The 13,099-nt window shown below is 37.3% G+C and carries 11 protein-coding genes; 9 read left to right on the top strand and 2 right to left on the bottom strand.

The window, feature by feature from the left end:
• Positions 1 to 38: 38 nt before the first annotated feature.
• The gene (locus tag AC6UDE_RS04445) at positions 39 to 323 is read right to left on the bottom strand and encodes an acylphosphatase (RefSeq protein WP_500693673.1); all 285 of its coding nucleotides are present in this window, start codon (positions 321 to 323) and stop codon (positions 39 to 41) included.
• An 86-nt stretch (positions 324 to 409) separates the two neighbouring features.
• Between AC6UDE_RS04445 and AC6UDE_RS04440 the strand changes: the two genes are divergently transcribed.
• The 8 genes from AC6UDE_RS04440 (at position 410) to greA (ending at position 8,197) form a co-directional block, all read left to right on the top strand.
• The gene (locus AC6UDE_RS04440) at positions 410 to 1,177 is read left to right on the top strand and encodes a TrmH family RNA methyltransferase (protein ID WP_500696742.1); all 768 of its coding nucleotides are present in this window, start codon (positions 410 to 412) and stop codon (positions 1,175 to 1,177) included.
• Positions 1,178 to 1,264: 87 nt separating this feature from the next.
• Positions 1,265 to 1,747, top strand: coding sequence for an HDIG domain-containing metalloprotein (locus tag AC6UDE_RS04435; RefSeq protein ID WP_500693675.1), 483 nt, complete (start codon positions 1,265 to 1,267; stop codon positions 1,745 to 1,747).
• 17 nt (positions 1,748 to 1,764) lie between these two features.
• Positions 1,765 to 2,103, top strand: coding sequence for a winged helix-turn-helix transcriptional regulator (locus tag AC6UDE_RS04430; protein ID WP_500693676.1), 339 nt, complete (start codon positions 1,765 to 1,767; stop codon positions 2,101 to 2,103).
• A 262-nt stretch (positions 2,104 to 2,365) separates the two neighbouring features.
• On the top strand, positions 2,366 to 3,403 hold the full coding sequence (pheS, locus tag AC6UDE_RS04425) for a phenylalanine--tRNA ligase subunit alpha (protein ID WP_500696741.1): 1,038 nt from the start codon (positions 2,366 to 2,368) through the stop codon (positions 3,401 to 3,403).
• A gap of 14 nt (positions 3,404 to 3,417) precedes the next feature.
• Entirely contained in the window at positions 3,418 to 5,829 is a 2,412-nt protein-coding gene (pheT, locus tag AC6UDE_RS04420; RefSeq protein ID WP_500696740.1) for a phenylalanine--tRNA ligase subunit beta, read from the top strand.
• A 13-nt stretch (positions 5,830 to 5,842) separates the two neighbouring features.
• The gene (gene mltG / locus AC6UDE_RS04415) at positions 5,843 to 6,970 is read left to right on the top strand and encodes an endolytic transglycosylase MltG (protein WP_500695705.1); all 1,128 of its coding nucleotides are present in this window, start codon (positions 5,843 to 5,845) and stop codon (positions 6,968 to 6,970) included.
• 12 nt (positions 6,971 to 6,982) lie between these two features.
• Entirely contained in the window at positions 6,983 to 7,657 is a 675-nt protein-coding gene (gene udk, locus AC6UDE_RS04410) for a uridine kinase (protein ID WP_500696780.1), read from the top strand.
• Positions 7,658 to 7,720: 63 nt separating this feature from the next.
• Positions 7,721 to 8,197, top strand: coding sequence for a transcription elongation factor GreA (gene greA / locus AC6UDE_RS04405; protein ID WP_500693680.1), 477 nt, complete (start codon positions 7,721 to 7,723; stop codon positions 8,195 to 8,197).
• Between the two features lie 45 nt (positions 8,198 to 8,242).
• Here the strand turns inward: greA and AC6UDE_RS04400 are convergent, their stop codons facing one another.
• Positions 8,243 to 10,882 (bottom strand): YfhO family protein, encoded by a 2,640-nt coding sequence (locus AC6UDE_RS04400; RefSeq protein WP_500696739.1) that lies wholly within the window; start codon positions 10,880 to 10,882, stop codon positions 8,243 to 8,245.
• Between the two features lie 147 nt (positions 10,883 to 11,029).
• On the opposite strand from AC6UDE_RS04400, the gene AC6UDE_RS04395 reads away from it, so the two are divergent.
• Positions 11,030 to 13,093: a peptidoglycan D,D-transpeptidase FtsI family protein gene (locus AC6UDE_RS04395; protein ID WP_500696738.1), complete on the top strand. Its 2,064-nt coding sequence runs from the start codon at positions 11,030 to 11,032 to the stop codon at positions 13,091 to 13,093.
• The last annotated feature ends 6 nt before the right edge of the window (positions 13,094 to 13,099 follow it).

Below are 13,099 nucleotides of genomic sequence, written 5' to 3'. Positions count from 1 at the left end.
ACATACTAACCTAATAAGAATATTTCAGCAATTTCAAGTTAGATTTTAATTGAAAATGAATTTGGAACTTTTGGAAGTTTAATTGACTGTGTTTTAATGTTTTGGATCTTAGCAAAACTATTGGGTGCAGTTTTAATTGAATGAATAAAATCGTCTAACTCCGATTTAGTCCCATTTGCGATGATTAAAACGGTTCCGTTGGGCATGTTTTGGACACTTCCAGTAATCGAATATTGATCTGCGATTTTTTTAGTACTATATCGAAATCCAACGCCTTGGACAAGTCCTGAAACGATTATTTTGACTGACTGATTGTTTGACAAAATGATTCTCCTTAAAAGCGTTTACCGTAACTGTGATATTATAAGAACAACAATATCAATTCTAATTCATTTTAAGGGGAATATAAATGGAAAGAATTAATTCTAAACAAAACCAAACCATTAAAGATATTAAAAAGTTACATACCAGTAAAGGAAGAAAAAAGAGTGGGGAATATTTAATTGAAAGTTGGCATCTGGTATCCGAGGCAATGAATTATCTTAAAGCAGATCAGTTGGTAACCATCTTAGCAACCGAAGATCAATATTTGGCTCATGGAGATGACCTTTCTGGTGAAAATATCATTGTTATATCAGATGAAGTTGCTACTGAATTAAGTGATACTTCGACAACTCAAGGAATTTTTGCCGTGTGTAAGATTGAAGAACCAAAGATTGATGTTGCTAAAGTTAGCGGAGCTTGGCTTCTGCTTGATAACGTTCAAGATCCCGGTAATATCGGAACGATGGTAAGGACAGCGGATGCCGCAGGTTTTTCTGGAGTGATCTTTGGTGACGGAACTTCTAGTGAATATAACGGGAAGGTTTTACGTGCCATGCAGGGAAGTCAGTTTCATCTTCCGATTATTAAAATGAATCTAGAACATGCCGTTGAGATGTTTAAGAAGCTAAAAATTAAGGTATATGGGACAGAGCTTAATTCCAGTGCCATTAACTATCGAGATGTCCCTTCTAAAAATGATTTCGCTTTAATTATGGGTAATGAGGGGAATGGAATGAGCCCTGGCTTACTAAAATTAACTGATGATAATTTGTATATTCCCATTGAGGGGAAGGCTGAATCTTTAAATGTGGCAATTGCGGCTGCTGTTATCATGTTTCGAATCAAAAATTAAATTGTTTCTTAAAGTGAGTCCTTATGATTGAATGGAACTTATCTAATTGGGTAGAATTAACCTAGAGACGGATTGGAGTAATGTAGTATGGAAACAGAATCGTGGAAAGATGACCCTGAATATGTTTCAATCATTTCTGATTTGTTAGAAAGTCCGCAAATTCAAAAATTAGGTGATTACACCCAACATCACCATTCGACTAGATTGAAGCATTCAATTGCAGTGTCTTATGAGAGTTATAAAATTGCTAAAAAGATGAATTTAGATTATCGAGCGGCTGCCCGTGGCGGATTATTGCATGATCTATTCTATTATGATTGGCGAACCACTAAGTTTGATTTAGGTTCACATGCATATATTCATCCCCGTGTTGCCCTAAGAAACGCCAAAAAGATCACTGATATCACTCCGAAGGAACAAGATATTATTCTAAAACATATGTGGGGGTTAACCCTTGCAAGACCCAAGTACATGGAAAGTGTGATTGTTTCACTTGTTGATGATTATTCGGCAGTTGATGAATTTTTCTCACCGATGAAGAAAAAAGTTAAAGGATTATTAAAAAGATAAGTTAGGAGGATATGAGAATGGATTTAACTGATAAAGAAATCATTCATTTGTGTCCTAAATTTCAAGTGGCGTTTCAAATTCTAGGGAAAAAATGGAACGGTTTAATCATTGAATCATTTTTATTAGCCGGACCACTTCGATTTCGCGAATTAGCCAATAAAGTTGAGGAATGTAGTGATCGTGTATTGACCGAACGCTTAAAAGAGTTGGCTAAAGTGGGAATCGTAAAAAGACAAGCTGATAAGAACTCTGGAGTGGTTTATTATCAGTTAACTTCTAAGGGTGAAGAGCTTCGTCCGATTATGAAGGCGGTTCATGGATGGTCTGACAAGTGGTGTGATCCTGATCATGCTTGACCAGTGATAAAAATTGCTATAATATTTATTTAAATACAATGATAAAAGAAGTAGTAGACCGACGAACACAGAGAGTTCATGTTAGCTGAAATTGGACGTTACGGTTGAATTCGCTTTTTGATGTTAGCATTGAATATTAAAATGTTCGGTCGATGTCGTTATTCATCATTATAAGTGCGCACTTTGGTGTGAATTTGGGTGGTAACGCGATGCTTCGTCCCTTTTTTGGGATGGAGCTTTTTTTATGGAATTGGAGGTTAGTATGGCTTTAAAAGAAGATTTAGAACAAATTAAATCCAGTGGGTTGCAGGATATTGAGGCTACTAGTGATAGTAAAGCTTTAAATGATTTAAAGGTGAAACTTTTAGGAAAAAAGGGCTCAATTACAAAAGCCCTTCATGGAATATCATCACTTCCAGTCGAAGAAAGACCAAAGATTGGTAGCTTGGCGAATAAAGTTAGAGACGAACTTTCAAAAAAGATTGATTCCAAAAGATTGGAATTAGATCAATCCGCTCTAAACCAAAAGTTAAAGGATGAAAAGATTGATGTCACCCTGCCAGGTGACTCGGTTCCAAAGGGGCATCCTCATGTTATCCAACAAATTATTGATGAAATTGATGATATTTTTATTGGAATGGGCTACCAGGTTCTTTCGGGTCCTGAAGTAGAAGAGGAAGTTTATAATTTTGAAATGATGAATCTGCCGAAGAACCATCCCGCAAGAGACATGCAGGATACTTTTTATATTACCAAGGATATTTTAATGAGAACTCATACCTCACCGATGCAGGCACGAGCACTTCAAAAACATGATTTTTCTAAAGGCCCCTTAAAGATGGTTTCCCCGGGCGTAGTTTATAGACGTGATACTGATGATCCAACTCATTCTCACCAATTTCATCAGGTAGAGGGAATTGTGATTGATAAGCACATTACGATGGCCGATTTAAAGGGAACTCTTGAGGTAATGACACACAAATTGTTTGGGGATAAATTTAAAGTCCGTCTCAGACCAAGTTACTTTCCGTTTACCGAGCCATCAGTTGAAGCAGACATTACCTGTTTTAATTGTAATGGAAAGGGTTGCGATGTATGTAAAAATACTGGTTGGATTGAGGTCCTTGGGGCAGGAATGGTTCATCCTAACGTTTTAAAAATGGCTGGAGTAGACAGTAGTGTATATGGTGGATTTGCCTTTGGGGTGGGTCCCGACCGATTTGCCATGCTGAAATACGGAGTAGACGATATTCGAGACTTTTATCTTAATGATCTACGTTTCTTGTCACAATTTGATTAAGGGAGGAAATAAATTTGCTGATATCTTATGAATGGTTGAAAGACTACGTTCAAATTAAGCTTTCTCCAAAAGAACTAGCTAACAAAATTGAAAAAACGTCAGTTGAAGTTGACTCCGTTTTTAAGCGGAGTGATGGATTAAAGAAAATCGTGGTTGGAAAAATCTTGTCCATTAAGGATCACCCCGATGCAGATCACCTTCACATTACGCAGGTCGATGTCGGCGAACATGAACCGATTCAGATTGTTTGTGGTGCGCCAAACGTTCAGGTAGGCAAAAAGGTTATTGTTGCCTTATCTGGCGCTCGAATTGCCGATAACGTTAAAATTAAAAAATCCAAGATGCGTGGGGTTGAATCAAATGGTATGCTCTGTGCCTTAGATGAGATCGGGTTTGATAAGTCATTGGTACCTGATGAATGGAAAGACGGAATCTATTTTTTACCAGATAATGCCCGGATTGGTGATGAGGTTTATAACTATTTGGGAATGAATGAATCGTTAATTGATTTGGACGTCACTCCTAATCGTGGAGACATGTTAAGTGTTCGTGGAACTGCTTATGATTTTGGGGCGGTATTTAATGAGTCGGTTGACTTCATCGAACATGCTAGTGCTCCAACTGGAACACACGACAGCGAGGAATTTGTTTCAGCAAAGGCTGATACTAATTTAGCGCCAATTTATAAGCTTAAAGTTGTTAAGGGCGTAAACGTGAAGCCTAGTCCACTTTGGCTTCAAATTAAATTATGGAATTCGGGCATTAAACCAATCAATAATGTCGTTGATATTACTAATTTTGTTATGACTAAGGTTGGACAGCCAATGCATGCCTATGATCTTGACAAATTAAAAACTAATAAGGTTGAGGTTAGAAATGCTAAAGATGGTGAGTCAATTACGACTCTAGATGGCAATGACCGTAAATTAACCGACACGGATGTTGTTGTTGCGGCTGACCAGCCAATTGCTTTAGCAGGATTAATGGGTGGAAAGAATTCGGAAGTTACTTCTGACACTAAAAATATTTTATTGGAGGCAGGAGTTTTTGATCCAGTTAAAACCAGGAAGATGGCACAAAAACAGCTCTTACACACGGATGCCTCACAACGCTTTGAACGGGGAATTGACCATGGAAACGTTGAACAAGCACTTGAGTATGCTTCGGGAATGACCCAAGATTTAGCTCTTGGTCAATCTCAACAAGGGGTTGTTAGTGGGAGTGATGTTGAGGTTAAGCCACGAGTGATTTCAATTTCAACTTCTCACATTAATCACGTTCTTGGGACTAATCTTAGTGACGAGGAAATCATTTCAATCTTTAAACGTCTAGGTTTCTCAGTTGAGGCATCTGGAGACGATCTGACGGTCACGGTTCCTACTAGATGCTGGGACATTCAAATTGATGCTGACTTAATTGAAGAGGTTGCCAGAATCTATGGATATGACAATATTCCGTCAACATTACCCATTACTCAAACGACTGAAGGTGGACTAACACCAAAGCAATTAATGATTCGAAAATCTAGAGAAACACTTGAGGGACTTGGATTAACGCATGCTATGTCATATTCGTTAACTACAAAAGCCAAGGCAAAGATGTTTATGGTAAATGGTAGTCATGAAACTAATTTGCAGTGGCCAATGACAGAGGATCATGCCGTTTTACGTATGAATTTAATTTCAGGATTATTGGATGATGTGGCATATAACCAGGCTCGAAACGTGCTTAATGTGCCACTTTATGAGCAAGGTCGTGTTTTTTATAAGCAAACTCCTGATCAGATAAGACCAGACGAAGTGGAACATATTGCTGGTGCCATTTCTGGATCGTTAGTTGCTCCAAGCTGGGACCAGAAAGCTAAGTCAGTTGATTTTTATCAAATTAAGGGAATTCTCGAAAAATACTTAGAAAGTCTTTCCTTAAAGGGTGACGTTACTTATGTTGCGACTGATAAAATTCTCGAAATGCATCCAGGTAGAACAGCGCTTGTTAAACTAGATGATCACATCATCGGTTTTGTGGGAGAAGTTCATCCAGAAGTCACTAAACAATTTAAGATTAAAGAAACCTATGTTTTTGAACTTGACCTTGATTATTTAAATGCGGCTCCTAAGTCTGGACAACAATACCAAAAGGTTGGTCAGTACCCTGCTATTCATCGTGATATTGCTATGTTAGTGGATCGTACCATTACTAATGAGGACATATATAATGTAATTATTAGAAGAGGTGGGGCCTACTTACAAAATGCTACTGTGTTTGACGTATATCAGGGGCAAAATGTGCCTGAAGGCAAAAAATCAATTGCCTATTCATTGATTTTTGAAGATCCTAACGCCACTTTGAAAGACGAGACTGTTGATAAAGCGGTCGATAAAATTCAAAAACGTTTGACCACTGAATTAAGCGCTGAGATTAGATAAGGGTGGATTCATAATGAGTGAGAGAAAAAGGCATTTGGGTGGTTTTATTTCCAAAATTAAAACTAGTTCATTTGGGAAGAAAATTATTTATTCTGTGATTGCAATTATTGTAATTTTAGTAATTGCAATTGCGTTATTTGGACATCACTATTTTAAAACTTCACTTCAACCACTGGATCCTCATGATAATGAAGTGACTCAAGTTAACATTCCAAGAGGCGCTTCCACCAAAAAGATTGGGGCAATCTTACAGAAGTCAGAGGTAGTTAAAAGTGGGATGGTATTTAATTACTATGTAAAATCACACAACATCACTAGTTTTAAGTCAGGATATTATCAATTAAAGCCGTCAATGTCCCTAGATACGATTGCCAAGAGTTTACAAAAGGGTGGAAGTTTCGAACCCATTCAAAGCACTGATAGTAAAGTTACCGTTCCAGAAGGAGCTAACATCGACCAAATTGCGGATATTGTGGCTAAAAATACCGATTTTTCTAGGGCAGAATTTATTTCCCTGATGAAGAATCGTAATTTCTTTGATGAAATGACCAAGGATTATCCAGAATTACTGGGGTCCGCTAAAGATGCCAAGGGGACCCGTTATCTTTTTGAAGGATACCTTTATCCAGCGACATATCCCGTCCCTAAACATTCGTCGTTAAAGATGATGGTCAGTTTAATGCTCGCTAAAAGCAATCAAATGTATGGTCCATATTATCAAAGAATGAAAGAGCAAAAGCTGACGGTTCAGCAAACTTTAACGTTAGCATCTTTGATTGAACGTGAAGGTGTAGGTCAAAATGATCGTAATAAGATGGCTGGTGTGTTAAGAAATCGCATTGAAAAAAAGATGCCACTTCAATCGGATGTGGCCGTTTTGTATGCACTTCATAAAAACTCAAAGACACTTTCAAAACGTGATTTAATGGTTAATTCCAAATATAATCTTTATGTTAATAAAGGGTTTGGTCCTGGACCATTTGATAATCCCTCGATAAGCTCAGTTCAAGCTGTGCTATATCCAACTGATATGTCTAAAGGATATTTATATTTCTTGGCCGATCCGAAAACTAAAAAGATTTATTACGCTAAAACCTTAAAAGAACAGCAAAATAACATTAAAACTCATATGGATCGATAGTGGAGGATTAAAATAGTGAAAAGCAAAAAAAGACCTGTAATTATTGGAGTTACTGGAGGTTCTAGTAGTGGCAAAACTACGGTAAGTAGGTCAATCTTGAATCGTTTGCTGGGACATTCAATTGCAATCTTGCAGCAAGATTCTTACTATAAGGATCAATCCAATATGACGATGGACGAAAGAAGACAGGTTAACTACGATCATCCGCTTGCTTTTGACACTGATTTAATGGTTAAGCAATTGAAGCAGCTGTTAAACTATGAATCAATTGAGAAACCGGTTTATGATTATTCCAAATTCACCCGGAGTGGTGAAACTGTTACTCAAGAACCACGTGATGTAATTATTGTTGAGGGGATTTTAATCCTTGATGATAAAAGGCTCCGGGACCTAATGGATATTAAAGTTTATGTAGATACTGATGCTGATATTCGCGTCATTAGGCGGATTGAGCGGGATACCAAAGAACGTGGTCGAACGCTTGATTCGGTAATTCAACAATATTTAGCAACCGTTCGTCCCATGCATCTCCAATTTGTTGAACCCACGAAACGATATGCTGATATAATTATTCCTGAGGGTGGCAAAAATCAAGTAGCGATTGACTTACTAGTTACTAAAATTCAGTCAATTTTAAATGACATTGGTGACGATCCGATTAGTAATGCAATTGATACGACAATATAATTAAGTTGCCAAACTTTAATTTAAATGGTATTTTAATTTTGAATAAAATAGTGAGGTGTAAGAATGGCTGAAGATGAAATGTACCCGATGACTGAAGAGGGGAAAGAAAAGCTCGAAACTGAATTAAAAGATTTAAAGGTCAATCAAAGACCAAAGATTGTTGATCGAATCAAAGTCGCTAGAAGTTACGGCGATTTATCTGAAAACTCTGAATACGAGTCTGCCAAAAACGAACAAAGTATGTTAGAAAGCAGAATTGCCACGGTAGAACACATGTTACAATATGCTCAAGTGGTTGATAAAGAAGAAACCGACGAAGATGAAGTGACCGTTGGAAAAGAAATTCAGTTTAAGGAATTACCTGATGAAGAGCCAGAGACATTTACAATTGTCGGAGCTGCTGAAGCTGACCCGATGAGTGGAAAAATCTCGAATGATTCTCCAATTGCACAGGCTTTGCTTGGCCATAAAGTAGGGGAAAACGTTGATATTGATATTCCTGCTGGCGTAATGCATGTCAAGATATTATCAGTTAAATAATAATTTTAATTTAAAATAGGGCAATCGTCTCAAGTGACGATTGCCCTATTTATTATATCTTTTTTTAAACCAACTTCTTAAAATTAAGGTGAGAAGTGTCAAAGCACTAATGATTATTCCTATATTTAAGAATGGTGGCCAATATGAAAGCTGAATGTGCTTCATTCCCTTTCCAGTTTTAAGTGCAATGAAGTAATGATCCCATTTCGTGATTGAATGTTTCTTTCCGTTTATTTGGGCACTCCAGCCCTTCGAATACGGAATACTTGAAGCAATTACTGAATTAGAACCGTTTGTCTTTATATCAGCCTTTACCGTTCGTGCGTTTGGGCTGGATATTTTTTTGGTTCCCGATCGAAGTTTTCGATCGGTTTGCTTAAATAAAGAATTATTTAGCTGGTATAAAGTAAAGTTTTCTAACCAAAGTGATGACTTTTTCAAGCTGATTTTTACTTTAATCTTTTTGTTTTTTGCATTATTGGCAATGTTAATGATCTTAGTCGAATTAGATTCAGGACTAAGTGATAGTTGGTTACCATCAACTGATAAATCACAGTTACCGTTATTTAACGCTGTTCCCATCGTTAAGTAGTAAGAGTCATTAGTTTTTGGCTTAAACGTGAGATCAAGCGACGCCGGCTGTAAGACGTTGACTTTGTTGAAGATGGTGCCAGTAAGTTGATTGTGTTTGGTTACGTTGTTATATCTGACGTGATTGAAGTTACTGCTCGAAAAGAGGTGACTTTGGACTTGGTTGTCCCCCGTTAGATTTGACCATAATTGTGCTTGGTATTGAATGGGATCTGGACTGGCAGCATTTTTGTGGATTGATTGGTTACTGGCTCTAAACATCATTGGTAACGCATACGGGTCTTCGTATATTGAGAATCCCTCAGATGATCCCATGTTTTTGTATGAGTTTTGGTCATATCGTTCTGGGAATTCTCTAATACCTGGAACGTCAACTGAAGCTGTGTAGGGACGAGCCAGATGGTATTTCATTGAGAGCAGTGCATCTGAAACCATAGTCCCACTGGAATATTCGATTACGCCATCGCCATTTGGCTGACCAATTTTTCCAACTAGATCAGACATTTTAGGATTCATGACGGATGAAAATAATGAAGCACCATAAAAATTAAAGTTAAAGGGGTCGTTTTTAGTTCGGGAAAAGTCTTTGCTGATTCGATATGGGCCATCTAAAGAATGATGTTTCAGGTAAGTTGTGACATGATCTAATTTATTTACGTAACCACGGTATTCTGAGTTACTTAAGTATGAGATGTTATTTAAAGAGAGAATAAGATTAATGGTAATCCCAAAGACAATTAGTGAAAAAACACCCAAATTAAACCATTTTTCATTCCGGAAGTGGGTTAATAAAACGATGATGGCGGCTAAAATCATAAGTCCCTCAATCACAATTGTGAACCATTTAAGGTAGTTATATTGAGGCATTCTAATGGTGGTATAAGCGACCATTAGTGCAAGCAATAAAATTATGAGCCACGTTCCAATTTGCTTAAAACTAATTGCCTGAATGTGAGATAAGCTAACTAGCGCGACCATGATGAACCAAAAACATATTACAAACGAAAAACGGTAGGGGTACCAGATTGGAAACTGAAATGCATGCCAAAATAAGTCGAGTGGCTGAAAACACGTTGAAAACAGTAAAAAGATGGTCATTACCAAAGTTAAAACTCGAGTTCTTTTGGAAAAGGTTTTATTAACAAAAAAGAACAAAAATAGTACCAAAATCGTTTCTGAAATAAAAAGGTTTGGTAAGCCCTTGGGCATTTGGTCAAAATTAAAAGCACCAGGAGCAAATTTAGTTACTAAGTCAAGCATTGGATATTCAAATTTAAAGTTCAATTTATCAGAAAATTCCTGGCCCTTGGAGTTAATCAGTGAATAAATGGTTGGCAGAAGAATGAAAGCAGCTAATCCCACCGAAATTAATCCATTTGCGACTAGTCGCAAAAATCCAACAAACATATCTTTGATATTTGAAACATGGACGGCTAAATAGTAGATAGTTAGTGCTACGATAAAAATCGTAATCATGTATGCCATATAATAGTTAATGATCAACATAGCGGTATATGATGTAATGAAAAGTAGTTTTTGGTTGTTTTTTAAGAGTTTAACTAAACCAAGCACAATTAAAGGAAGTAAAATCATGGCATCGAGCCAAATGATATTTAGGTTATTTGCAATCATCCAACCATTTAATGCATATGCAGTTGCAAATGATGACAGTATGAGTGAAGAATTAGTAAGATGAAGTTTGCGAACTAGAATGGTAAAGGTCAAACCAGATAAGCCAATCTTTAAAAGTAATAGGATGAGAATCCCTGATGGGAGGGATGCGTTATTAAAAAAGAGTAAGATAAGGTTTAATGGACTCATTAGATAGTAAGCCCAAGTCCCGATCATTTCATTCCCTAGTCCGTTAGAAAACGAATAAAGAATTGATGAAGGATGGTGCAAGATGGCTCTTCTAAAATATGCAAAAAAATCAATGTACTGTTGTCCTAAATCAACCGTTAAAATCGTATTATTTCCGAAAGGTGCCATATTGCGATATGCTGCGTATAATGCCATAATAACTAGTGGTATTAAAAAGCTTAGGATTAATGCGAAGTTTTTAGATAGGCTCTTTTTTATTTTTTGGTTAAGCATTTAATTACCTCATTAATTTATAAAGCAATGAATTATAATAAGATTAGATTTGTCGTTTTTCTAATAAATAGAGTATCATATATAAATTAAGAAAAGCGCCATAAGTGATGAATTCGAGTTATTAATTAGTTAAGGAGCGTTAGCATCGTGAGAAACTTTTTTGATCGGTTATTTAGAAGAAGGAGTCGGGATTCAAGCCGGCGAAACGGTAATTCCAAAATTCCATTTCGACTGAATTTTATCTTCGCAATTGTTGGAATATTGTTTGCAGTTTTAGTATTTCGACTAGCATACATGCAGATTTTTCAAGGATCAGTTTATAAATCTGATGTTAATCAGAGCGATAATTCAGTTAAGTATGGTAATGTTCCGCGTGGGATGATCTATGACTCAACCGGGAAAGTTTTAGTTGGTAACAAAACTCATCGGGCCATCACCTATACTAAGGGATTAAGCGTAATGCCCCAGGAGATTTATAATGATGCCAATAAACTTGGGAGTTACATCACCCTCCCAACTAAAGGGCTTACTAAAAAGCAGATTGGTGAATACTACTTGGCCGATAAGACTAACCTTACAAACGCTACTAAGGAAGTTCCTAATGGAACAAAGTTAGCGCCACAAGCAGCTTATAATAAAGCTTTAGATATGATCCAAAATGGGAAAATTGTAAAGGTTACTCCTCAAATGAAGAACGCAGCTGCTATTTTTACGGAAATGAGTGGGGCTTATCAATTATCAACTACCAACATTAAAACTGATGGTGTAAGTAACAAAGAAATTGCTGAAGTTGGTGAACATGCTTCTGAAATGCCTGGAGTTCAGGTTGGAACAAGTTGGTCTCGTGATTATCCATCTGGAAACGAGATTCAAAGTATTGTTGGAAATGTTTCATCAAGTAAAACGGGGTTACCTTCTGATCGGGTTAATGAACTTTTAGCTGAAGGGTATTCAAGAAATGATTCAGTTGGACAAAGTAATTTGGAACAACAATATGAACCAATTTTACGTGGCTCTAAGTCCCAGACCGAGGTTAAAGTTGGAGGGGATAACAAGATTGTTAAAGAAGTTAAGAAGTATCCAGGCCAACGGGGCCAGAATCTTCAGTTGTCCATTAACTCTAAGTTTCAAAATAAACTCCAAGATTTGGTTAAGGGTGCAGAGTCTGGTGGCGTTGGTGATTCAACGGGAGCTTATGCCGTTGTTATGAACCCAAAGACCGGTGCGGTAATTGGAATGGCTGGTGTTAACCGTGATCCTAAGACTGGTAAAGTAACACCAAACGAATTAGGAACCATCAACAGTGCCATTGTAATGGGATCGGTTGTTAAAGGTGCGATGGTTTCAGGTGCCCTAATGGATAAGGTTATTACACCGAATAACAGTACAATGGAAGATATGCCAATTGATATTGGTGGAGCTAAAAAGAGTTCTTGGTTTAACAAAAATGGTGAGGCCAATATGCCGGTTAACGCCCAGGGTGCTCTAGAGGTTTCCTCTAACTCTTACATGATGCAACTTGCTATGAAAGAAGGGGGCTTCAGGTATAAAGCAGGAGGATCACTTAACATGAGTCCCAACATTTTTAACATCGAACGAAACTACTTCAATCAATTTGGTTTAGGTGTTAAGACTGGGATTGATCTACCGGGTGAAACTGCTGGCATTCAAGGACCATCAACGTTTGCTAATATTGGGAAATCTTTGGATGAATCATTTGGTAACTATGATTCGTACACTACGATTCAATTAGCCCAATACATGTCCACTATTGCTAATGGCGGATATCGTTTGAAGCCACATGTGGTTCAAAATGTAAGATCAACCAATACCAAGAACGGACAACTTGGAGCTGTTCAGAATACGACGATGCCAACGGTGTTAAATGAAATTCCAATGACACAACAAGAACGAAACGTTGTTACACAGGGATTGTATCAAGTAGTTCATGGTACCAATAAATATAAAACCGGTGGAGATTTGTCAAGCCTATCTCCCGAAGTATCTGCTAAGACGGGTACTGCCCAAACATTTTACAATGGTAAACCAACTGTTACTCTGAGTTTGGCCTCTTATGCACCATCAAAGGATCCACAGGTAGTGGTCGCATTAGCCATTCCTAATCTCCCGGTTGACGCTGAAAGTAATAACTTGAATCTTGCTAAACAAATTTATCAAGCATACTGGGATGATGTTCAGAATAAGCCATAAAATACT

It is taken from the genome of Fructilactobacillus sp. X2R5C3 (assembly GCF_059901325.1).
This window is presented reverse-complemented; position numbering and strand designations above follow the sequence as displayed.